Annotated in this window: 22 protein-coding genes; 15 read left to right on the forward strand and 7 right to left on the reverse strand. The window is 61.5% G+C overall.

Features of this window, described 5'->3' with window-relative positions; translation table 11 throughout:
- Positions 1-241: 241 nt before the first annotated feature.
- Positions 242-1,024 (forward strand): exodeoxyribonuclease III, encoded by a 783-nt coding sequence (xth, locus tag FIU86_RS09510; RefSeq protein WP_152477063.1) that lies wholly within the window; start codon positions 242-244, stop codon positions 1,022-1,024.
- Between the two features lie 66 nt (positions 1,025-1,090).
- On the opposite strand, the gene FIU86_RS09515 is transcribed toward xth, so the two are convergent.
- The 3 genes from FIU86_RS09515 to dksA form a co-directional block, all read right to left on the reverse strand.
- Positions 1,091-2,005: a porin gene (locus FIU86_RS09515; RefSeq protein ID WP_172977480.1), complete on the reverse strand. Its 915-nt coding sequence runs from the start codon at positions 2,003-2,005 to the stop codon at positions 1,091-1,093.
- Between the two features lie 102 nt (positions 2,006-2,107).
- Positions 2,108-3,283, reverse strand: coding sequence for an FAD-dependent monooxygenase (locus FIU86_RS09520; RefSeq protein ID WP_152474865.1), 1,176 nt, complete (start codon positions 3,281-3,283; stop codon positions 2,108-2,110).
- 72 nt (positions 3,284-3,355) lie between these two features.
- Positions 3,356-3,778, reverse strand: coding sequence for an RNA polymerase-binding protein DksA (gene dksA, locus FIU86_RS09525; protein WP_057790282.1), 423 nt, complete (start codon positions 3,776-3,778; stop codon positions 3,356-3,358).
- A gap of 203 nt (positions 3,779-3,981) precedes the next feature.
- On the opposite strand from dksA, the gene FIU86_RS09530 reads away from it, so the two are divergent.
- The 7 genes from FIU86_RS09530 (at position 3,982) to FIU86_RS09555 (ending at position 10,913) form a co-directional block, all read left to right on the forward strand.
- Positions 3,982-4,821: a MoxR family ATPase gene (locus tag FIU86_RS09530; RefSeq protein ID WP_152474866.1), complete on the forward strand. Its 840-nt coding sequence runs from the start codon at positions 3,982-3,984 to the stop codon at positions 4,819-4,821.
- 370 nt (positions 4,822-5,191) lie between these two features.
- On the forward strand, positions 5,192-6,547 hold the full coding sequence (locus FIU86_RS09535) for a DUF2927 domain-containing protein (RefSeq protein ID WP_152474867.1): 1,356 nt from the start codon (positions 5,192-5,194) through the stop codon (positions 6,545-6,547).
- 17 nt (positions 6,548-6,564) lie between these two features.
- Positions 6,565-6,732, forward strand: coding sequence for a hypothetical protein (locus FIU86_RS22545; RefSeq protein ID WP_170067084.1), 168 nt, complete (start codon positions 6,565-6,567; stop codon positions 6,730-6,732).
- 8 nt (positions 6,733-6,740) lie between these two features.
- Positions 6,741-7,925 (forward strand): VWA domain-containing protein, encoded by a 1,185-nt coding sequence (locus FIU86_RS09540; RefSeq protein WP_152474868.1) that lies wholly within the window; start codon positions 6,741-6,743, stop codon positions 7,923-7,925.
- A gap of 152 nt (positions 7,926-8,077) precedes the next feature.
- Entirely contained in the window at positions 8,078-9,019 is a 942-nt protein-coding gene (locus FIU86_RS09545; protein ID WP_152474869.1) for a nucleoside hydrolase, read from the forward strand.
- On the forward strand, positions 9,016-9,462 hold the full coding sequence (locus tag FIU86_RS09550) for an N-acetyltransferase (RefSeq protein WP_152474870.1): 447 nt from the start codon (positions 9,016-9,018) through the stop codon (positions 9,460-9,462). The genes FIU86_RS09545 and FIU86_RS09550 overlap by 4 nt, the downstream gene beginning before the upstream one ends.
- Positions 9,463-9,494: 32 nt before the next feature.
- Entirely contained in the window at positions 9,495-10,913 is a 1,419-nt protein-coding gene (locus FIU86_RS09555; RefSeq protein WP_152474871.1) for a YdiU family protein, read from the forward strand.
- Between the two features lie 2 nt (positions 10,914-10,915).
- Here FIU86_RS09555 and FIU86_RS09560 read toward each other — a convergent pair whose 3' ends face one another.
- Positions 10,916-11,566 carry a hypothetical protein gene (locus FIU86_RS09560; RefSeq protein ID WP_172977481.1) on the reverse strand — a complete coding sequence of 217 codons (651 nt, stop codon included), beginning with the start codon at positions 11,564-11,566 and terminating at the stop codon, positions 10,916-10,918.
- A gap of 38 nt (positions 11,567-11,604) precedes the next feature.
- On the opposite strand from FIU86_RS09560, the gene FIU86_RS09565 reads away from it, so the two are divergent.
- From FIU86_RS09565 to FIU86_RS09585, 5 genes are all read left to right on the forward strand, one after another.
- On the forward strand, positions 11,605-12,306 hold the full coding sequence (locus tag FIU86_RS09565; RefSeq protein WP_152474873.1) for an endonuclease/exonuclease/phosphatase family protein: 702 nt from the start codon (positions 11,605-11,607) through the stop codon (positions 12,304-12,306).
- 72 nt (positions 12,307-12,378) lie between these two features.
- The gene (locus FIU86_RS09570; RefSeq protein WP_103761123.1) at positions 12,379-12,792 is read left to right on the forward strand and encodes a Fur family transcriptional regulator; all 414 of its coding nucleotides are present in this window, start codon (positions 12,379-12,381) and stop codon (positions 12,790-12,792) included.
- Positions 12,793-12,876: 84 nt separating this feature from the next.
- Complete coding sequence (locus FIU86_RS09575; protein ID WP_152474874.1) at positions 12,877-13,755, forward strand: DMT family transporter; 879 nt, start codon at positions 12,877-12,879, stop codon at positions 13,753-13,755.
- Between the two features lie 100 nt (positions 13,756-13,855).
- On the forward strand, positions 13,856-15,133 hold the full coding sequence (gene eno, locus FIU86_RS09580) for a phosphopyruvate hydratase (protein WP_152474875.1): 1,278 nt from the start codon (positions 13,856-13,858) through the stop codon (positions 15,131-15,133).
- A gap of 1 nt (position 15,134) precedes the next feature.
- Positions 15,135-15,554, forward strand: a complete 420-nt coding sequence (locus tag FIU86_RS09585) for a cupin domain-containing protein (RefSeq protein WP_152474876.1) — start codon at positions 15,135-15,137, stop codon at positions 15,552-15,554.
- On the opposite strand, the gene pgi is transcribed toward FIU86_RS09585, so the two are convergent.
- From pgi to zwf, 3 genes are read right to left on the reverse strand one after another with little or no spacing between them, the layout of a single operon-like run.
- Complete coding sequence (pgi, locus tag FIU86_RS09590; RefSeq protein WP_152474877.1) at positions 15,551-17,146, reverse strand: glucose-6-phosphate isomerase; 1,596 nt, start codon at positions 17,144-17,146, stop codon at positions 15,551-15,553. The two genes, FIU86_RS09585 and pgi, sit on opposite strands and share 4 nt — an antisense overlap.
- A gap of 43 nt (positions 17,147-17,189) precedes the next feature.
- Positions 17,190-17,861: a 6-phosphogluconolactonase gene (gene pgl, locus FIU86_RS09595; protein WP_152474878.1), complete on the reverse strand. Its 672-nt coding sequence runs from the start codon at positions 17,859-17,861 to the stop codon at positions 17,190-17,192.
- Positions 17,858-19,312 (reverse strand): glucose-6-phosphate dehydrogenase, encoded by a 1,455-nt coding sequence (gene zwf / locus FIU86_RS09600; RefSeq protein WP_152474879.1) that lies wholly within the window; start codon positions 19,310-19,312, stop codon positions 17,858-17,860. The genes pgl and zwf overlap by 4 nt, the downstream gene beginning before the upstream one ends.
- A 128-nt stretch (positions 19,313-19,440) precedes the next feature.
- Between zwf and FIU86_RS09605 the strand changes: the two genes are divergently transcribed.
- Positions 19,441-20,394 (forward strand): radical SAM protein, encoded by a 954-nt coding sequence (locus tag FIU86_RS09605; RefSeq protein WP_152474880.1) that lies wholly within the window; start codon positions 19,441-19,443, stop codon positions 20,392-20,394.
- A 115-nt stretch (positions 20,395-20,509) separates the two neighbouring features.
- On the forward strand, positions 20,510-21,211 hold the full coding sequence (locus FIU86_RS09610) for a M48 family metallopeptidase (protein ID WP_152474881.1): 702 nt from the start codon (positions 20,510-20,512) through the stop codon (positions 21,209-21,211).
- The last annotated feature ends 19 nt before the right edge of the window (positions 21,212-21,230 follow it).

The following is a 21,230-nucleotide window of genomic DNA, read 5'->3' on the forward strand; positions in this document are numbered from 1 at the left end:
TATCCACAGGTCACTATTTTGGGCGACGAAATTTAAGCGCCCTTGCCAGCTTTTGCGTGCGCTGCTCTGCAGCGCACGCAAAAAATTGTTTTCCACAAGGCAACAAAACTGTGGATAACTCATGGATTGTTTCCAAATCAGGCCGAATCACCCTACCTGGAAATCCTTAATGAAATGCTGTTGGCGGCTTGCCTCCGTCGCCGTGCTGGGCGATAGATCGTCCATGACCGGGAGGCCGCGGATGAAGATCGCCAGTTTCAACATCAACGGGATCAAGGCGCGTCTGAACGCCCTGACCGACTGGCTCGACGACGCGCAACCTGACGTCGCGCTGTTGCAAGAGATCAAGACGGTCGACGAGGGTTTCCCGCGCGAGATATTCGAGGACCGCGGCTATAACGTCGAAACCCACGGTCAGAAGGGCTTCAACGGCGTCGCCATCCTATCCAAACCGCCGCTGGAGGACGTCACCCGGGGGCTGCCGGGCGACGACGAGGACGATCACGCAAGGTGGATTGAGGCGACGGTCGTGGGCGATGTTTCTTCGGTGCGATTGTGCGGCCTATATCTGCCCAACGGGAATCCGGCGCCGGGTCCGAAATACGACTACAAGCTGGCCTGGATGCAGCGTCAGAAGGCCCGTGCAACCGAGTTGCTTGCCTCCGAGGAACCTTTCCTGATGGCGGGAGATTACAACGTGATTCCGCAGGACGACGACGCCAAGCACCCGGAGGCCTGGGCCGAGGACGCGCTGGCCCTGCCGCAAAGCCGGGCGGCCTTTCGTGAACTTCTGGCAATGGGGTTTACCGAGGCCTTCCGCGCTAGGGTACACGGGCCGGGTCATTACACGTTCTGGGATTACCAGGCTGGCGCGTGGAACAGGGACGACGGCATTCGCATCGACCATTTTCTGCTAAGCCCGCAGGCGGCAGATCACCTGGTGGACGTGGGTATCGACAAGGATATCCGCGGACGGGAGAAGCCCTCGGACCATGTTCCGGTTTGGGTCGAACTGGATATTTGATCCGCGAGAAAGCCAGAGGCATGCATATCATGCATGCCTCTGGCAGCTTTTTGAAACGCTCCGCGTTCAGAACGCCGCGTCAAGCCCGGTCGATACTGCATTGTGGCGCGGCGACATGACAGAGCGCGAAACGCTGTTGAGCGGAGGTTCGGCGTTGGCACCGACAAGAGGAACTGTGACCCCAAGGCGCACGGTGTCCACATCTGCGCTTCCTGCGCCCAAGGACACGTCGGTCCGCGCCAGTTCGAGCGACAGCATTGCCGAGGTACTCATGACCTGATCAAGGCTGTAGCCTGCACCGATGCCATACGTCGTAGCGTCCGCGTTCACGTTGCTGATGTCCAGATGGTTCACCCCGGCAAAACCGCTCAAGCCATTCGCAAAGGAGTAGCTGGCGCCAAGGCCCCACGCGGCAATGTCGACGCTGCCACCACCGCCGGAAAGCTCGGAGTTGATGTAGTGGCCGCCCACTCGAAATTGTTCCGACGCCGCATAACGAATATTTACGCCGTAATCTGTCCAGTCTGCGCCAGCAGGCAAGCTCGGCGAGGTTTCAGATTCCCCAAGGAAAAGCTCGATACCGAACTGATTGGTCACATATCCACCACTCAAGCCGTAAGAGGTGACATCGAGACTTCCGGCACCGGTCGGGTCCAACGAAGCGTGGTCGAGATAACCGCCAACCACGGCACCGTTGTTGAACTGGTAATTGAGTGTCAGACCGAGATCCATTGTATCCAGATCACCAGCTCCGTCGGGGTCGATTTTTGCAATCGTTCCATCAAAGCCGAGATGGACACCGCTATCGAAGCTGACGGAGCCTGCACCGTCCAAGGTGAATGAGGAAATGTCGCCACCGCCATTGGAAACGGACGAGTGGGCGTAGCCCAAAGTTCCCACGCCACGAAATTCCTGCGCCAGCAAGCCAGCCGGCAAGCAAACCACCACAGCCCCCACAAGGGTACCATACGAATAAGTCATTGCTTTCCTCACCATTACTGCTCGTAAAACAACGCTAATTCTAAGGGCGGGTGAGGTTAACGCAGCAGCTCAACGCAAGGTTGACAAGCCTTGCGGCGTGACTCATTTGCCACAATCTGTAGCCGTAACATCATAGCCATAGATCCAGTCGAATTGCCCCACCAGGCGGCCAGGCATCAACGTCCCGCCGACCCGCAGCGCCGCGTGGGCGGCACGGCGCAGCGGTGGGAAGGCGAGATGGTATTTCCATGCATTTCGGCCGGCCACGGCGACGACCCGCCGCACCCGATCGGACCGCATGTCTTGATAGGCCGCGAACGCGCTGCCCAGATCAGCGCATTGGTCCAGGCAGGTGCCAAGCGCGTAGGCATCCTCGAGCGCCATATTGGCCCCCTGAGCCATGAAAGGCAGCGTCGGGTGGGCTGCGTCGCCGGCCAGCACAACGCCACCCAAGTGCCATTTTGTGGCCACTGGATGGCGGAAAAGCCCCCACCGATGCACTTTTTCCACACGTTCGAGCAAATCCTTCGCGTCGCGCCCGAAATCGTCGAAGACGCCGCGCAGCGTGTCCGGATCATCCTCGGCGGTCCAGCTTTCCTCGTGCCACTGGGCCCGTTCCTGTACAGCGACGAGGTTGCGCATACGCCCGCCGCGCAGGGGATAGGTGACAAGATGCCGGTGCGGGCCCATGAAAACTTGCGCCTGTGGGTCGGCGCCGGTTTCGAAGATCACGGCGCGCCAGGCAACCTGCCGGGTGAAGAAAGGCGCGGACGTGCCGTTGAGCGCCTGCCGCGCGACCGAATGGAGCCCGTCCGCGCCGACAAGCAGGTCGCATGTCAGCGGCGTGCCATCGCGCAGCGACACCTTGGGCGCGGGATCCGGGCTCACGGACGCCACCCCATGATCCAGACATATCTCAACCCCGGCCGCGCGGGCCGCGTGCTCCAGGATATGGATCAGGTCGGCGCGGTGCACGAAATGGTAGTCTCCGCAAGGGAGCCGTGCGAGATCAAGCCGCACGACCTCGGCCCCCTTGTAGTCGCGCAGAAGTACCGACTGCCCGCGCACGGATGTGGCCCTCAGTGCACTGCCCAAGCCCAGCTTCTCGAGTACGACGAACCCGTTGGGACTGATCTGCAGCCCTGAACCCACTTCCGTGATCCGAGGGGCTTGTTCGAGAACACGCACGGCGGCGCCCGCGCGGCGCAGCATGATCGCCGTAGTCAGCCCACCGATGCCTCCGCCGAGAACGATGCAGTTGAGAGACGCGATATCCATGACGGTCCTTTGAATGCGAAAACGCCGAAGCAAAAGCCTCGGCGTCTCGATCTCGCTTAGGTTCCCCGGCGGTCAGTCGTCGCGGTGAACCTTTTCGCGCCGTTCGTGGCGCTCTTGCGCCTCGAGGCTCATCGTCGCGATCGGGCGCGCATCCAGACGCTTGAGGCTGATCGGCTCGCCGGTCACTTCGCAATAGCCGTATTCGCCCTCGTCAATCCGGCGCAGCGCAGCGTCGATCTTGGCGACCAGTTTGCGCTGGCGGTCGCGTGTGCGCAGTTCCAGCGCCCGGTCGGTTTCCTCGCTGGCGCGGTCGGCCACGTCGGGGATGGCACGCGTGCCGTCCTGAAGGCCTTCGATGGTGTCGCGGCTGTCCTCGAGCAATTCGCTTTTCCAGGTCAGCAGCTTGCGACGAAAATACTCCACTTGCCGTTCGTTCATGAACGGCTCGTCTTCAGCCGGAGTGTAATCCTCCGACAGAACCACGTCCTGTTTCATTTCCACTCCCTCCTGCAGGTCCCCGTCGGTCACCCAACTTCCCCTTTAGAAATCCACCTTGTGGCGTGCAATTACACGCGCCTCGACAGATTGTCACTACACAAATGCCCGCCATTGATGTGAATTCCCCATGACACTAGGGTGCAGCAAAAATTCCATGCCACCCGCCACTTGCGCGTGGCGGTACCAAAAAAGGGACGCTCATGAAATTCGAAGGCACCGACGCCTATATCGCCACCGACGACCTGACCGTTGCGGTAAATGCTGCCGTGACGCTCGAGCGCCCCCTTCTGGTTAAGGGCGAGCCGGGCACCGGAAAGACCGAGTTGGCCCGGCAAGTTGCCAACGGGCTGGGCCTGCCGATGCTGGAGTGGAACATCAAGTCCACTACCAAGGCGCAGCAGGGTCTTTACGAATACGACGCGGTGTCGCGGCTGCGCGACAGCCAGTTGGGCGAGGAACGCGTGCACGACGTGCGCAACTACATCCGCAAGGGCAAGCTTTGGCAAGCGTTCGAGGCCGAGCAAAAGATCGTGTTATTGATCGACGAAATCGACAAGGCCGATATCGAGTTTCCCAACGACCTGTTGCAGGAACTGGACCGGATGGAGTTTCACGTCTACGAGACCGGCGAGACCATCCGCGCGGTCGAACGTCCGATCGTGATCATCACCTCGAACAACGAAAAGGAACTGCCCGACGCCTTTCTGCGGCGGTGTTTCTTTCACTACATCCGCTTTCCGGACCCCGACACGATGAAACAGATCGTCGAAGTTCACCATCCGGGCATCAAGGAACGGCTGCTGACCGAGGCGTTGACCCAATTTTACGACATCCGAGAGCAATCGGGACTGAAGAAAAAGCCATCGACCTCCGAAGTGCTGGACTGGCTGAAGCTTATCTTGGCCGAAGACCTGACAGCCGAAGACCTCAAGCGCAACGGGGCCGATGCCCTGCCCAAACTGCATGGGGCGCTGCTGAAGAATGAGCAGGACGTGCATCTTTTTGAACGGTTGGCCTTTATGGCGCTTCGCCAGCGTTAGTCGCCAGCGTTAAAAGGTTTTTACCTGCAGATTTGACACCGGCGCGCAAACGCGTGCCGAAGCGGCACCAAAACCAGTCCAGAACGGAGATTGGAAATCGCATCGTCCCAGAGTTCGCGGGGCATTTCGCACACGTCTCGAATCACGATTCGCACTACTGGCGAATCGGCCACAGTTTTGTCTTTTTTGCTCCTTACTGGGAACGAAGTAAGAGGCGAACAACACAGCTGTCCGGTAGGCTCAGTGGGCAGCGGGTCGAATTGCGTGCGATCAAGGACGCGCAGAACGATCTGGCGGCGATTGCGCCGGATGGCAGTGTGGATCACGACGGCCGCCTGCCACTTGAGGTTATACAGGTATCGGGGAGCTCATGCGCCGCGTCATTCTTCCATTGTTCCTTATGCTGGGCGCGTGCGTTCCTGGTCCTTCGAGTGAAATGCCGACCCGTGCGGCAACACCGTCCGCCAGTTCCCTTCCCGCGTTGAAGTCCTTCTCTGCGCCGCGCCCTGTGCCGCCGTCACGCTCCAACCGCGAAATCGCTCGCGATTTCCTGGAACTGTCCTTCCAGCTTGAGTCGGGACGCAAGTTGCAGCACTTCTCGCGGTTCGAGGGACCGATTTCAATCCGGGTCACGGGTAATCCTCCGTCGACGCTGATACCCGACCTTAACCGGCTGGTGCACCGACTGCGCACCGAAGCGAAGATCGACATCGCGCGCGTCCGGTCTGACGTCGCCAACATCACGATCGAGGCCGTGCCGCGGGCAAAGATCCGTAGGCATCTGCCCAAGGCGGCCTGTTTCGTGGTCCCCAATATCAGCCGCCTGTCAGAGTACCGCGCTGCGCGCAACAAGCGGCAGACGAACTGGAGCACCCTGATAGAGCGCAAGAAGATCGCGATCTTCCTGCCAAATGATGCCTCGCCGCAAGAGGTGCGCGACTGCCTGCACGAGGAAGTCGCGCAGTCACTTGGTCCGCTCAACGATTTGTACCGACTGCCCGACAGCGTGTTCAACGACGACAACGTTCACACAATTCTTACCGGCTTCGACATGCTGATACTGCGGGCCTACTACTCGCCGGACTTGCGCTCTGGTATGACAAGAGGCCAGGTCGCGGCGCGCCTGCCGTCGATCCTGTCGCGCCTCAATCCCGGCGGTGATTCCATCGCACCGCGTGCCCTGTCGTCGACGCCGCGCGCGTGGATCAAAGCCGTACAGACCGCGCTTGGGCCCGGCGCAGGCCATTCGCAAAGACTGGTCGCGGCCAGTGAGGCGCTTCGGATTGCAGACGCTATGAACTGGCACGATCACCGGCGGGCATTCTCGCATTTTGCCATGGGACGCCTGACCCAGGCCGCGCAGCCCGATACGGCGTTCAAACATTTTCGCCTGGCCGAACGGTTCTACAGTCAGACCCCCGGCACCGAGCTGCACCGCGCCTACTCCGCCTCGCAGTTGGCCGCGTTCGCCATTGCCGAGGGCAATGGCCAATTGGCCCTGACCATACTGGCGCCGCATCTTGCGATCGCGGAACGCCATGAAAATGCGGCGCTTCTGTCTACGCTGATGTTGCTGAGGGCCGAGGCGCTGGACCTGACGGGCCGCGTCGCTGAGGCGCAGTCGGTGCGGCTGGACAGTATCGGCTGGGCACGGTACGGGTTCGGCGCGGACTGGGCGGTGCGCGCGAAACTGCGGGAAATCTCGTCGCTCAGCCCCCTGAAGTGACCTGACGGGAAGACACGATGATCGTAGTATTCGGCGCGATCCTGGGCGCGAGCCTGGGCGCATTCACCGCGTGGCGGCGCAAAGGGCGAACTGCCGACATTCTTCTTTACGCGGCGGTCTATTGCCTGATCTTCACCCTGCTGGGGCTTTTCGCTACGCTGATTATCCACCGCATGTCGATCTGAGGTAAGCGATGTTCCTGCCCTTCTTCGAGAATCTCAGGAAGGCGGGCCTGCCGGTCTCGCTGCGCGAGTACCTGACCTTTCTGGAAGCGATGGGCGCGGGCCTCGTGACCTATGACTTGGAGGGGTTCTACTATCTCGCCCGCACCGCGATGGTGAAGGACGAGCGGATGATCGACCGCTTCGACCGCGCCTTCGCCGCCAGTTTCGAGGGTCTGGAAGCCATCAGTTCGAACGACGTGATCGAGGCGGTCGATATCCCACAGGAGTGGCTGGAAAAGCTGGCAGAAAAGCACCTGAGCGAGGAGGAACGGGCCGAGATCGAGGCGCTTGGCGGCTTCGACAAGCTGATGGAGACCCTGAAGGAGCGGCTGAAAGAACAGCAGGACCGCCATCAAGGTGGGAACAAGTGGATCGGCACGGCAGGCACCTCACCCTTCGGCGCCTATGGTTACAACCCTGAAGGCGTGCGCATCGGCCAGAAGGAAAGCCGCCACCAGCGGGCCGTCAAGGTCTGGGACAAGCGTGAGTTCCGCAATCTCGACGATACGATCGAGTTGGGGACACGCAACATCAAAGTGGCGCTGAAGCGGCTGCGGCGATGGGCGCGGGACGGCGCCGAGGAGGAACTGGACCTCGACGGTACGATCCGAGCGACGGCCGAGCACGGTTATCTCGACGTCAAGACGCGCCCCGAGAAGCGCAACGCAGTGAAGGTGCTGTTGTTTCTGGACGTCGGTGGGTCAATGGACCCACATATCAAGATGGTCGAGGAACTGTTTTCTGCCGCGCGGACCGAATTTAAGCACTTGGAATACTACTATTTCCACAATTGCCTCTACGAAGGCGTCTGGCGCGACAACCGCCGCCGCTGGGACGCGCAGACTCCCACCGACGAGGTGCTGCGCACCTATGGGCCGGATTACAAGTGCATCTTCGTCGGTGACGCCTCAATGTCGCCTTACGAGATTGCCTATCCGGGTGGCGCAAACGAGCACTGGAACGCCGAGGCCGGACAGGTATGGCTTCAGCGGGCTCGGGCGCAATGGCCCGAGCACTTGTGGATCAACCCCGTGCCCGAGGCCTATTGGGGCTATACCCACTCGATCGGAATGGTGCGCGAGATTTTCGAGGATCGAATGGTGCCGATGACCCTAGACGGGATCGAACGCGGAATGAAGGAGTTGGGTCGCTGATCCGCCTGAGGTGCCGCACCACGCAAGACCGATTTGGGTAGACAGCCTGAAGCTCTGATCCAATCCGGGATAACGCCCCTGGCCCGGAGTATTTCCGCCAAGACAAAACATGCGCAGTGGACAAGCAATGTCCACCGTGACAGGGGATTTGCATGAGCGCGCGCAAGATCATCATCGACACCGACCCCGGGCAGGACGACGCCGTCGCGATCCTTCTGGCGCTGGGGTGTCCGGACGAGATCGACGTTCTGGGAATTACCTGCGTGGCCGGCAACGTGCCGCTCGACCTGACCACCCGCAATGCACGGATGGTGTGCGAGCTTGCCGAACGACGTGACATCAAGGTTTACGCCGGATGCGACCGCCCGCTCAACCGTGCTCTTGTGACGGCAGAGCATGTGCACGGCAAGACTGGCCTTGATGGTCCCGACCTTCCAGAACCGACGATGCCGGTCGAGGATATGCATGCCGTCGATTTCATCATCGAGACACTGCGGCAGGAGCCCGCGGGCAGTGTCACGGTAGTGCCGATTGGGCCGCTGACCAATATCGCCACCGCGCTCCACAAGGCGCCCGAGATCGTTCGGAAGGTGCGGGAGATCGTCCTGATGGGCGGCGCCTACTTCGAAGTCGGTAACATCACGCCCGCGGCCGAGTTCAACATCCACGTTGATCCTCAGGCGGCCGATGTCGTCTTCAGTGCCGGCGCGCCGATCGTCGTCATGCCGCTTGATGTCACGCACAAGGCGCTGGTGACACGCGCGCGCAACGACGCCTTTCGCAGCATTGGCAACCGGGTCGGCACGGCTGTCGCAGAGATGACCGACTTTTTCGAGCGCTATGATCGCGAGAAATACGGCTCGGAGGGGGCGCCGCTGCATGATCCCTGCACCGTCGCCTACCTGATCCGGCCAAAGCTGTTCTCGGGCCGACATATCAATGTCGAAATCGAAACCCAGTCGGAATTGACCATGGGAATGACCGTGGCGGACTGGTGGGGCGTGACAGACCGGACGCCCAACGCGCTGTTCATAGGCGACCTGGATGCCGACGGATTTTTCGACCTACTGACCGAAAGGCTGGCCCGGTTATGACGAAACTGACCCTTGCCGCAACCGAAGACTTGGAGCGCCTTGTGCCGCTGGTGGCGGCGTTCCACCAAGAAGAAGGCATCGTGCAGGACGATGTAACCCGACGTGACGCCCTGGCGCCGCTGCTGGAAGGGTCGCCGTACGGATGCGTCTACCTAGCCGGACCGAGACGTGCGCCGATCGGCTATGTCACCATCACGTTTGGTTGGTCGGTCGAATTTGGCGGGCTGGATGGGTTCGTCGACGAAATCTTCATCCGCCCCGGGGTGAGAGGCCGCGGCATAGGGTCGGAAATCCTTCTGACCTTGCCCAAGACGCTGGCGTCGGCCGGCATGAAGGCAATTCACCTGGAGGTCGGCCGCGACAACGCAAAAGCGCGGCGCATCTACGAGAAGCTGCGCTTCGAGCCACGCGAGAATTACATCCTGATGTCACGCAAGCTCTAGCGTTCGCGGGATATGCGACTATGTTTTGGGCTATGAGCCTGCAAATCCCCTTCGATAATTCCTATGCCCGCCTGCCCGACCGCTTTTACACCCGGCAACCTCCCGCGCCTGTCAAATCTCCGCAGTTGATCGCATTCAACGATGCGCTGGCACGTGACCTCGGGATCACAACGGGCTCCGAGGACGAAATGGCACGCGTGTTTGCCGGCAACGCGATTCCAACCGGCGCTGACCCGCTGGCACAGGTCTATGCGGGGCACCAGTTCGGCGGCTTTTCACCACAATTGGGTGACGGCCGGGCCAACCTGTTGGGAGAAGTCACGTCGAACGGGACGCGGTTCGATATCCAACTCAAAGGCTCCGGGCCGACGCCCTATTCGCGGATGGGCGATGGACGCGCCTGGCTGGGGCCGGTGCTACGGGAATACGTGGTGAGCGAGGCGATGCACGCGCTTGGCATCCCCACCAGCCGGGCGCTGGCGGCGACGCTGACCGGCGAGGCGGTGTTCCGCGATACGGGCGCCCTGCCCGGTGCCGTTCTGACCCGTGTGGCGCAAAGCCATATCCGCGTCGGCACGTTCCAGTTCTTTGCAGCAAGGCGCGACCTTCCCGCGCTACAGGCACTCTACGAACATGTGGTGGAACGTCACTATCCCGATGTGCAGTCCCCGACGGAGTTGCTGGACGCGGTGATCGCGCGACAGGCGCAGCTGGTGGCGCAGTGGATGTCTGTCGGCTTCATTCATGGCGTGATGAACACTGACAACACCACGCTGTCGGGCGAAACCATCGACTATGGCCCCTGCGCTTTCATGGACGCCTATCATCCCGAAACGGTGTTTTCGTCCATCGACATGCACGGGCGCTACGCCTTTGCAAACCAGCCCAACGTCATTGCATGGAACATGGCTCAACTGGCCACGGCGCTGGTGCCCTTGATGCCCGATCAGGACAAGGCGGTCGAGGATTTTACCAAGGCCATTCACGCCATGCCTGGTCAGGTACACGACGCCTGGCGCGAGCTTTTCGGGCGCAAAATCGGCTTGGCCGATGCGACGGTGGAGGACGAGCCACTGATCGTATCGCTTCTGGATGCGATGGCCGCCAATCGCGCCGACTTTACCAACACTTTCCGGGCGCTGAGGGACGGCACGCCACGGGACGAGTTTCTTGAGCCGGCAGCCTTTGATGCGTGGGAAAAGAAATGGCGTAAGCGGCTGGAGAATGAAGATGCGCCGGACGACATCATGCGGGTCGCGAACCCGGCTTATATCCCTCGCAATCACCGCGTCGAGCAGATGATCACCGCGGCGGTGGCCGGGGACATGGCGCCGTTTCACCGGCTTTGCGAGGTGCTGGCCGAGCCATACCGCTCCCGGAGCGATGCTGCGGACCTCGCCCGACCACCAGAGCCGTCCGAAGCGGTTCAGCAGACCTTCTGCGGAACGTGAGGCTACTCTTGTCTGTCGCGACGCCGGCGCAGTCTGCGGAATAGACGCGGGTTACGCCGCACAAACTCGTCGATAAAGGCTCCGATACCAACATGCCGCCCCTTGAGATAGCCATAGCCGGTCGCCGCGCCTACCAAGGCACCGACCGCGTTTATGATGAGGTCACCCATCGTATCCTGAAGTCCGGATTTCTGCATGTTGAACCCGAAGGTCTGGTCCATGCCGAACTCAAAGATTTCCCACACGGTGCCGATCGTCATGGCGAAACAGAAAGCGAGAAAGCTCAGTTGCAGGTGCGGCGCGGCGAAACGGTCGCCCTGGAACATCATGAAAACGAAAACAAAGCCGATCAGTCCGAAGGCGACAGCGGAGGTTCCGTGCATGGCAATGTCCCACCACCAGAACCGTTCGTAGAAGTCGAAGACCTCGCCCAGAAACAGTGTCGCCGCCACGAAGATCACGACGACCGCAATGAAGGTCGGCGGCACATGCACCTGCGCCCAGTTCGCCACCACGACCGGGGCGAGAGACAGGCCCAGCGTCGCCAGCGCCACGAAAGCCAACTCGAGCCGCAGTACGGCAAGCGCCCAAACGGCCGCCCCCGCAAGTGCCATCCAGATGATCCGCGCCAGCCAGGTCTGATCTGCGAACATGAGCAGCATTCCTTTCTTCGTCGTGCAGGTGTCGTAGCATGAACGAACCTTGGCTGAGAATTGCAACTTACAACCTGCAAAAATGTGTGGGCCTGGACATGCGCCGGCGACCGGATCGCAGCCTTCAGGTGATCAACGCCCTGAACGCCGATATTGTGGTTTTGCAGGAAGTCGACAAGCGCTTGCCGCCCCGACCCGCAGCCCTGCCTCATAACCTCGTGGAGCGTGACGGCTGGCACATCCTGCCATTCGGCGCGCCGGGTGGATCGCTGGGCTGGCACGGCAATGCGATGCTGGCGCGGCGCACCCTGTCGGCGCGGCAGACACGGCATGTCGAACTTCCGGGGCTGGAGCCGCGCGGTGCGGTCATGGCCGAATTCGAAACCTGTCTTGGTTCCCTCCGGGTCGTCGGCGTGCATCTGGGGCTGGTGCGACGGTACCGACTGCTGCAGATGAAGGCGGTGATGAGAGCGGTTGCCCGGTGCGAGACGATGCCGCTCGTGCTGGCGGGCGATTTCAATGAGTGGCGTCCCGCCGCCGCGCTGCGAGGTGTGGCAGGCGGCGTGGAGTTCGTGCCTACCCCGGCCAGTTACCCCGCGATACGCCCTGTGGGTCGGCTGGATCGGATCGCCCATTCTCCCGAGTTTGAAGTCGCAGCAACCGGCGTTCACTCTGACAAGCCGGCGCATATCGCCTCGGACCATCTGCCCATCTGGGCGGACCTGACACGGCAGCGTTAGTGGGTAGCAAAAAGCTGGATTTCCGATACCACACCCGTTATTCAACGCTGCGAAAACGCGAAGAAGGCCGGAATGACAGACACCATCATCGACCGTTGTGAGGCGAAGGGCTTGAGGATGACCGACCAGCGGCGCACCATCGCGGCCGTGCTGGAATCCTCGGACGATCATCCCGACGTGGAGGAACTGTATTCCCGCGCCAGCGGTCGTGATCCGAAGATTTCTATCGCTACCGTCTATCGCACAGTTAAGCTGTTCGAAGAGGCCGGGATCATCGACAAGCTGGAATTTGGAGACGGTCGCGCACGCTACGAAGACGCCGAGCGTGACCACCACGATCACCTGATAGACATGCATTCCGGCGAGGTGATCGAGTTTGTCGATCCGGACATCGAGAAGTTGCAGGAAAAAATCGCCGCCAAGCTTGGCTACAAGCTGAAGGGTCACAAGCTGGAACTTTACGGCGTGCCGATCCGAAAGGACTGACCCGGCTCCGGTCTGCCGACAGACTTGTATCGCCCCCAAAAGCCGCCTATCGCGGCAGGGAAACTCTCAAGCGGTACGGCGATCATGGACAATCTTCGCGGAATAGTACTGGTCATCCTGTCCATGGCGGCCTTCACCGTCGAGGACATGTTCATCAAGAAAATGTCGGCGGATATTTCCGTTGGCCAGATCCTGATCTTCCTCGGGATTGGCAGCGCGTCGATCTTTGCGGTCGTGTCACGCCTGGGCGGGCACCGTATTTTCGCGAAGGAAGCGTGGCGCAGACCGTTCCTGCTGCGTGCAGGATGCGAGGCCGGTGCGGCGCTGGCCTTTACCACCGCGCTGTCCCTAGTCGATATCTCGGTCGTGGCCTCGGTGTTCCAGGCGACGCCGCTGTTCATCACCATGGGCGCAGCGCTTTTTCTTGGCGAGGACGTGGGCTGGCGCCGGTGGAGCGCGATTCTGATCGGGTTCTGCGGTGTGCTGCTGATCATCCGCCCTGGCCTTGCCGGTTTCGACCCTTCGGCGCTGCTCGTTCTTGTGTCCGTAGCCTGCGTGGCCGCGCGTGACCTTATCACCCGGCGCATCGATGTCGCCGTGTCCTCAGCTGTGGTGTCGTTCCAGGGCTTTGCCGCTGTGGTACCGGCCGGGATTCTGCTGATCCTGCTTGGTCCACAGACGCTGTCGCCGTTGACGCCGCAGCTGTGGGCGATGATCGGGGGCGGTATGGTGTTCGGGGCTTTGGGGTACTACGGCATCGTTGCGGCCATGCGCATGGGCGATGCGGCGGTGGTCACACCGTTCCGGTATACCCGTTTGTTGTTTTCGCTGATCGTCGGTGTAGTTGTCTTTGCCGAACGGCCCGACAGCCTGACGTTGTTGGGGGCGACGCTGATCATAACGACTGGGTTATATACCTATCTGCGCGAGCGGCGGGTGGCTCGATGTGTTCGCCCCGCCTGAGCAGGTGAAAGATTACTGCGGCCCAGCCTTGCGTCGCAGTTCCCATTGACGCGCGTTCTTGCTATGGGACCTGCAATTGCATACTGCCAAAGGATCTCAAATGAGCATCATTCTTGACATTCACGCACGCGAAATCCTCGACAGCCGTGGCAATCCGACGGTCGAGGTGGACGTGATCCTCGAAGACGGCACCATGGGCCGCGCCGCCGTGCCGTCTGGCGCGTCGACCGGTGCCCATGAAGCGGTCGAGAAGCGCGACGGAGATGCCGCCCGCTATAACGGCAAGGGCGTGCTGGAGGCCGTGGCCTCGGTGAACGGCGAGATCGCCGATGCGCTGGCGGGGTTCGATGCAACGGAGCAGGTCGCGATCGATGAGGCGATGATCGAGCTTGACGGCACACCGAACAAGGGGCGTCTGGGCGCCAATGCCATCCTTGGCGTCAGCCTTGCCGTGGCCAAGGCTGCGGCGGATTTCGCCATGCAGCCGCTCTTTCGTTATGTCGGTGGCACGTCGGCCCGTACCCTGCCGGTGCCGATGATGAATATAATCAACGGCGGCGAACATGCCGACAACCCGATCGACATACAGGAATTCATGATCATGCCGGTCAGCGCGGGCAATATCCGCGATGCCGTGCGCATGGGGGCAGAAGTCTTCCACACGCTGAAAAAAGAGCTGTCCAGCGCTGGTTTGTCGACTGGCATAGGTGACGAGGGTGGCTTTGCCCCCGATATTGCCTCGGCCCGCGATGCGCTGGATTTCATCCTGCGGTCGGTCGAAAAGGCCGGCTACAAGCCCGGCGAGGATATCTACCTTGCGCTTGATTGCGCCGCGACCGAGTACTTCAAGAACGGCAAGTACGAGCTTGCGGGCGAAGGCAAATCGCTGTCGTCAGATGAAAATGCGGCGTACCTGGCGGCGCTAGTGAACGACTATCCGATCATCTCGATCGAAGATGGCATGTCCGAGGACGACTGGGACGGCTGGAAGGCCCTGACGGACCAGATCGGCGACAAGGTGCAGCTGGTGGGCGACGATTTGTTCGTGACCAACCCCACGCGCCTGTCGGACGGGATCAAGCGTGGTGTGGCGAACTCCATGCTGGTCAAGGTCAACCAGATCGGCAGCCTGACCGAAACGCTTCAGGCGGTCGAAATGGCACATCGCGCTGGCTACACCAACGTCATGTCGCACCGCTCAGGCGAGACCGAGGATGCCACCATCGCCGATCTTGCCGTGGCTACCAATTGCGGGCAGATCAAGACCGGGTCGCTCGCGCGCTCGGACCGGCTGGCGAAATACAATCAGCTGATCCGTATCGAAGAGGCGCTTGGCGACACGGCGATCTATGCCGGGCGCTCGATCCTGCGGGACTGACTTGACCGCCGACGAAATCATTGCCGCGCTCGATTTGTCGCCGCATCCCGAGGGCGGGTTCTTTAGCGAAACATGGCGCGCGTCCAACGCCGGGCGCGCTCATGGCACGTCGATTTACTTCCTGCTGCGGGATGAGGACAAAAACCAGTGGCACAAGGTGGACGCAGTCGAGATCTGGCATTTCTACGCCGGGGCGCCGCTGGTTCTGTCGATCTCGGAAAGCGAGGCCGGACCCGCGCGGGACGCGGTGCTTGGCCCGGACCTAAGCCAAGGTCAGCTACCGCAAGTGATCGTGCCGCCCGACGCCTGGCAAATGGCGCGGTCGACCGGGGACTACACGCTTGTCGGCTGTACAGTGTCCCCCGGATTCGAGTTCGAGCAGTTCACGCTTGCGCCTGAGGGGTTCGACATTCCGCGCTAGCCACGGATGGCTTTTAGAAAGGCCAGAAGGTTTTGGGTCGAGCTGTCCTTGTCGTCGAGCGCAGCCTCACCCGCCACCAGCGGCTCCATCTCCTTGGCCAGTTCCTTGCCCAGCTCGACTCCCCATTGATCGAAGGAGTTGATGCCGAGGATCACCCCCTCTACGAAAACCCGGTGTTCATAAAGCGCGATGATCTGCCCAAGCCGGTAGGGCGTCAGCCTGTCATAGACCAGCGTGGTCGAAGGGCGGTTGCCTGGAAAGACCCGGTGCGCGGCCTGCCGTTCCAGCTCGGCGCCTTCAAAGCCCGCCTTGCGCATCATGTCGCGTGCGGTGTCGATGTCGCGGCCCCGCATCAACGCTTCGGACTGGGCAAGGCAATTGGCGATCAGCAACCGATGATGGTTGTCCATCCCTGGCTCGCCCCCCCAGGCCGCGACCATGAATTCGCAGGGCACGACCTGGGTGCCCTGATGAATCAGCTGGTAGAACGCGTGCTGCCCATTTGTGCCCGGCTCGCCCCAGACAATGGGCCCCGATCCGCCTTCAACGGGGTCGCCCTGCTTTGTCACGCCCTTGCCATTGCTTTCCATCTCAAGCTGCTGAAAATAGGCGGGCAATCGCAACAGGCGTTGATCGTAGGGCAAGACGGCGCGCGTGGGATAGCCGCAGGCGTGACTGTGCCACAGTCCTGTCAGCGCCAGCATCACCGGCATGTTTCGCTCAAGCGGCGTAGTCCTGAAATGGGCGTCCATCGAGGCACCGCCGGCAAGAAACGCGTCGAATTCCTCCGATCCGACGGCCAGCATCAGCGACAGCCCGATCGGCCCCCAAATGGAATAGCGCCCGCCGACCCAGTCGGCAAAGCCAAACACGCGCTCGGGCGCGATACCGAAAGCCTCGGTCTTGTCGTGCGCCGTCGACACAGCCGAGAACTGAGCCTTCAGATCCCCGCCGCCAAGCTGAACCCAGGCCTTGGCGGTCTCGGCGTTGGTCATCGTCTCGATGGTTGTAAAGGTCTTGGAGGCGACAATGAAAAGCGTCGTCTTCGGCTCCAGCCCGTCGAGACAATCTGCAATATCCGCGCCATCCACATTCGACACGAAATGACAGCGCGGTCCCTCATGATACGGGCGCAGGGCCAGCGTGCACATTTCGGGGCCGAGATGCGAACCGCCGATGCCGATATTCACCACGTCGGTGATCGGACCGCCCGCGCCCATGTGCCGCCCCGAGCGTACATCGTCGGCAAAGGCGCGCATCCGGGACAACACGTCGCGGACGCCGGGCATCACATCCTGCCCATCGACCTTTATCACCGCGTCGGCCCCTGCCCGAAGCGCCACGTGCAGAACAGACCGACCCTCGGTCTCGTTGATCGGCTCGCCCGTGAACATCGCATCCCGCCGCTCGGCAACGCCGCGGTCGGCGGCCAGTTGCAAAAGCGCCTCACGGGCCGTTTCGGTCATCGAGGTCTTGGCGTAGTCGAACAGCATCCCATCGGCCTGGACCTGGAACCGGGCCGCGCGATTGGACGATTGCATGAGATCAACTATCGTCGCTCCGGTCTCAGATTTCAGCGCCGCCCAGGTCATGCGGCCTCCTCCTTTTTTTGTCTCGATCCGACTGTCCGGCATGCTAGGGCGCCCAGTGCACATCGGTTTCGTCAAGGATCGCGGCCACAGGGGCCTGTTCAGGCCGGCAGGTGCGGGCGCGCTCGACAGCCTTGCGCTTGTCCTCGCCGGTGATCACCAGATGCTTGGCCACCGCCGCGTTCAACACCCGCGCCGACAGGCTGATCCGCACATCCTCGACCTTGCCAGGCCGCAGAGGAACCAGCACCGGCGCGTCATTTGCCAGCGCTGCGTCCAACCCGTCAGTGCCCGGAAAGAGCGAGGCGGTATGCATGTCCGCGCCCATGCCAAGAAGTAGAACGGCGATTGGCAGGCGCGGCTGGATGACGGCCTCCAATTCAGCAAGCACCGCCTCGGGCGCCTCCGCGCGGGCGTATAGCGGAAGATAGCCGGCCTTAGCGGCACGGCCCACCAAAAGCCGCTCGCGCAGCATCCGGGTGTTGGAGCGGATGTGCACCTCGGGAACCCAACGTTCGTCGCTGAGGCAGATGTCGATCCGCGACCAGTCGAGGTCGGCGTCGCATAGCACGTCGAAGACCGGACCCGGCGTACTGCCCCCCGGCACCACGAACAGCGCGCGGTCGTCATGTTCCAGCGCGGTGTTGAGATCCCCGGCGAGCTGGTTGGCGAGATTGATCGCCATCATCTCTTCGTCAGCGTATTCGATAAGCCTCATGCTCGTATCTCCCGCCAGCGGCGCCCGTCGCGGTGCATTAGCATCAGCGCGTCATCGGGTCCCGAACTTCCCGTGGCGTATGTATGCGGCGCGCGGCCGGAGTCTTCCCAAAGCGCAATGATAGGGTCGATCCAGGCCCAGGCGGCCTCAACCTCGTCGCCGCGCATGAACAGCGTCTGGTTGCCGCGGATCACGTCCATGATCAGACGCTCGTAGGCATCGGGGAAATCAGCCTCTTCGGGCCCCAGTGCCTCGGCGAAGGTCATGTCGAGCGGCACGTCCACCAATCGCATACCGCCCGGCCCCGGCTCCTTGATGGTCACGCCCAGCTCGATCCCCTCGTTGGGTTGCAGCTTGATCGTCAGGATGTTGCGGTGTCGTCCCGCGTCGGCGCCGAAGATGGAGTGCGGCGCGTCCTTGAAGACCACGGCGATCTCGCTGGCTCTTTCGCGCAGGCGCTTGCCCGTGCGCAGGTAAAACGGCGTACCGGCCCAACGCCAATTGCTGATCGTGGCGCGCAGGGCCACGAAGCTTTCGGTCATGCTGTCGCGGTTGCCGACCTCGTTGCGATAGCTGCCGGATTGGCCGCTGCCTTCGTACTGGCCCCGCACGGCGTCCTCGGGCGCAACGGGATCCAGCGCGCGGATCACTTTGAGCTTTTCATCGCGCACCGAGTCTGGGTCAAACTTGGCCGGCGGCTCCATTGCGATCAGGCACAACAACTGCATGATATGGTTCTGCATCATGTCCCGCATCGCGCCAGAGCGGTCGTAGTAATCTCCGCGCCCGCCTACGCCCACGTCCTCGGCCACGGTAATTTGTATGTGATCGACATACTGGCTGTTCCACAGCGGCTCGAACAGAGTGTTGCCAAAGCGTATCGCCATGAGATTCTGCACCGTTTCCTTGCCGAGGTAGTGATCGATCCGGTAGATCTGATGCTCGTCAAAATACTCAGCGATGGTTGCGTTCAGCGCCTTGGCCGTTTCGAGGTCGCGGCCGAAGGGTTTTTCCACCACGATCCGGCAGTTCGGGCAGTCCATGCCGTATTCGTGCAGCCTGTCGGCAAGATCCCCGAACAGGCTGGGCGCGACGGAAAAGTAAAAGGCGCGAATCTGGTCATCGCGCAGCATGGAAGTCAGCTCGGACCAACCGGCTTCGCCGCGGGCATCGATCGTCACATAGTCGAGCTGTTGCAGGAAGCTGTCGAGATGCTCGCTGTCTTTCGCGGCCTCTGGCTCGAACTCCATCACGGCTTCGCGGGCGAACTCTCGATAAGCGGCAGCGTCCATGTCGCTGCGCGCTGCACCGATCACGCGGGCATTGTCGCCCATCTGGCCCGCCCGGAACCGGCGGAACAGGCCGGGCAGGATCTTGCGCTGCGCCAAATCCCCCGTGCCCCCGAAGATCACGAGGTCAAAGGGATCGACCGGAATGACGCGAGATACCATGTTTTTCTCCTGAACTCGCTGCAAGTCTAGGTGGCGATCACGAAGGTGTCACCTGCCCGAACTCGACTTTCAAGGGAAGAAAGGACAGGTTATGGCCGAAACGCAAATGAAATTCGGAAGATAGTAAGATGAAAGATGTGGCAGCGCCCCGTGCGAACGGTGGAAAATTCATCGACCCCAAGGTCACCGCAGATGGTGAACCGAGGGCGCATGTCGCGCTGAGCAACCCGCAGACGCTTTGGTTCAATACCGGGACGCTGTGCAACATCACCTGCGCGAATTGTTATATCGAAAGCTCTCCGGAGAACGACAGCCTAGTCTATATCACCACGGCCGAGGTAGAAGACTTTCTCAATCAGCTGGACACGCGTGCGTGGCCCGTCAGCGAGATCGGATTTACCGGCGGCGAACCCTTCATGAACCCACAGATGGTCGAGATGACCCGCGCCTGCCTGTCGCGCGGCTACGACGTTCTGATTCTGACGAATGCGATGCGCCCGATGATGCGCAAGCGCGTTCAGGATGGTCTGCGGGCGCTGCACGAAGAGTTTGGTGAAAAGCTGACCCTGCGCATCTCGGTCGATCACCACTCCGAGGTGCTGCACGACGAGGAGCGCGGCAAGGGCAGCTTCGCCCGGACGCTCGAGGGTATGCACTGGCTTCGTAAAACCGGGATCCGCATGGCTGTCGCAGGCCGGAGCCTTTGGAGCGACAGCGAGGCCGAGTCCCGCGCGGGCTATCAGGCGTTTTTCGACGCGCATGGGTTCGACATCGACGCACACGACCCTGCAATGACGGTTCTGTTCCCGGAAATGGACGAGAGCGTCGAGGTCCCCGAAATCACCACCGGCTGTTGGAATATCCTCGGCAAATCCCCGGACAGCTTGATGTGCGCGTCTTCGAGGATGGTGGTCAAGCGCAAGGGCGCGGAACGTCCCGCCGTGCTGGCCTGCACTCTTCTGCCTTATGACGCGGAGTTCGAATTGGGTGAAACACTGGCGGAGGCCGAGGGCGACGTGGCGCTGAACCATCCTCACTGCGCCAAGTTCTGCGTGCTGGGTGGCGCCAGTTGCTCGGGCTGACCCTGGGTTCGGGTCGCCTGTCGTTTTACAAATGTCCAAGGTTGCGCGGTCATTCTGGATCTCAGGCGGCGATGCGTCGCTTGCCCTGCCCAGCGACAGGGCCCATATCTACTAAATGATCAAGTTCACCCCGATCCTCCTGGCGATCCTCTATGCTGTGGTTATGTACCGCTTCTCAGTCTGGCGCACCAAGCGAGAACTGGACGCGCGGTCGACCGAGTTGGTTGATCCTGCTTTGACGCCGTTCTTCACGCGGCTTGCCAAGGCGCTCGATCTGCCGCGGATCAAGGTACACATCTATGAGATCGACCCGGTCAACGGGTTGGCCGCACCAGATGGGCGGATCTTCATCACGCGAGGCTTTTACCGCAAGTTTCTTTCCGGGGAGGTCTCGGCAGAAGAGATGACTAGCGTCATAGCGCACGAGCTGGGCCACGTGGCGCTTGGTCATTCGCGACGCCGGATGATCGATTTTTCGGGTCAGAACGCACTGCGTACTGCGCTGGCGATGGTGCTGTCGCGGTTTTTGCCCGGTATTGGCGTCTGGATCGCCAATGGCATGGCTTCACTGCTTGCGGCGCGGCTCTCGCGGGGCGACGAGTACGAAGCCGATGAATACGCCGCCGCTTTGCTGACAAAGGCGGGGATCGGCACCGCGCCGCAGAAGTCCCTGTTTGAAAAGCTGGAGGCGCTGACCCAGTCGCGCGGGGGCGCGATGCCGGCCTGGCTGATGAGTCATCCCAAGACGACCGAGCGGATTGCCGCTATCGAAAAGCTTGAAATGCGCTGGAACGGCTTGCCCGAGACGCAGGACTAGGGATTGGCGACGTGGTGGG

The organism is Roseovarius sp. THAF9 (assembly GCF_009363715.1).
In the GTDB taxonomy this organism is placed as follows: domain Bacteria; phylum Pseudomonadota; class Alphaproteobacteria; order Rhodobacterales; family Rhodobacteraceae; genus Roseovarius.

What these genes read in the sequence shown, in the direction of transcription:
- FIU86_RS09540 (WP_152474868.1), top strand. Translation starts at nt 6,741, where the DNA reads ATGTTCCTGCCCTTCTTCGAGAATCTCAGGAAGGCGGGCCTGCCGGTC.
- zwf (WP_152474879.1), bottom strand. Translation starts at nt 19,312, where the DNA reads ATGGTATCTCGCGTCATTCCGGTCGATCCCTTTGACCTCGTGATCTTC.
- FIU86_RS09530 (WP_152474866.1), top strand. Translation starts at nt 3,982, where the DNA reads ATGAAATTCGAAGGCACCGACGCCTATATCGCCACCGACGACCTGACC.
- FIU86_RS09535 (WP_152474867.1), top strand. Translation starts at nt 5,192, where the DNA reads ATGCGCCGCGTCATTCTTCCATTGTTCCTTATGCTGGGCGCGTGCGTT.
- FIU86_RS09610 (WP_152474881.1), top strand. Translation starts at nt 20,510, where the DNA reads ATGATCAAGTTCACCCCGATCCTCCTGGCGATCCTCTATGCTGTGGTT.
- eno (WP_152474875.1), top strand. Translation starts at nt 13,856, where the DNA reads ATGAGCATCATTCTTGACATTCACGCACGCGAAATCCTCGACAGCCGT.
- FIU86_RS09570 (WP_103761123.1), top strand. Translation starts at nt 12,379, where the DNA reads ATGACAGACACCATCATCGACCGTTGTGAGGCGAAGGGCTTGAGGATG.
- FIU86_RS09565 (WP_152474873.1), top strand. Translation starts at nt 11,605, where the DNA reads ATGAACGAACCTTGGCTGAGAATTGCAACTTACAACCTGCAAAAATGT.
- FIU86_RS09550 (WP_152474870.1), top strand. Translation starts at nt 9,016, where the DNA reads ATGACGAAACTGACCCTTGCCGCAACCGAAGACTTGGAGCGCCTTGTG.
- FIU86_RS09575 (WP_152474874.1), top strand. Translation starts at nt 12,877, where the DNA reads ATGGACAATCTTCGCGGAATAGTACTGGTCATCCTGTCCATGGCGGCC.
- FIU86_RS09555 (WP_152474871.1), top strand. Translation starts at nt 9,495, where the DNA reads ATGAGCCTGCAAATCCCCTTCGATAATTCCTATGCCCGCCTGCCCGAC.
- FIU86_RS09515 (WP_172977480.1), bottom strand. Translation starts at nt 2,005, where the DNA reads ATGACTTATTCGTATGGTACCCTTGTGGGGGCTGTGGTGGTTTGCTTG.
- FIU86_RS22545 (WP_170067084.1), top strand. Translation starts at nt 6,565, where the DNA reads ATGATCGTAGTATTCGGCGCGATCCTGGGCGCGAGCCTGGGCGCATTC.
- FIU86_RS09520 (WP_152474865.1), bottom strand. Translation starts at nt 3,283, where the DNA reads ATGGATATCGCGTCTCTCAACTGCATCGTTCTCGGCGGAGGCATCGGT.
- FIU86_RS09560 (WP_172977481.1), bottom strand. Translation starts at nt 11,566, where the DNA reads ATGTTCGCAGATCAGACCTGGCTGGCGCGGATCATCTGGATGGCACTT.
- FIU86_RS09605 (WP_152474880.1), top strand. Translation starts at nt 19,441, where the DNA reads ATGAAAGATGTGGCAGCGCCCCGTGCGAACGGTGGAAAATTCATCGAC.
- FIU86_RS09545 (WP_152474869.1), top strand. Translation starts at nt 8,078, where the DNA reads ATGAGCGCGCGCAAGATCATCATCGACACCGACCCCGGGCAGGACGAC.
- dksA (WP_057790282.1), bottom strand. Translation starts at nt 3,778, where the DNA reads ATGAAACAGGACGTGGTTCTGTCGGAGGATTACACTCCGGCTGAAGAC.
- pgl (WP_152474878.1), bottom strand. Translation starts at nt 17,861, where the DNA reads ATGAGGCTTATCGAATACGCTGACGAAGAGATGATGGCGATCAATCTC.
- pgi (WP_152474877.1), bottom strand. Translation starts at nt 17,146, where the DNA reads ATGACCTGGGCGGCGCTGAAATCTGAGACCGGAGCGACGATAGTTGAT.
- xth (WP_152477063.1), top strand. Translation starts at nt 242, where the DNA reads ATGAAGATCGCCAGTTTCAACATCAACGGGATCAAGGCGCGTCTGAAC.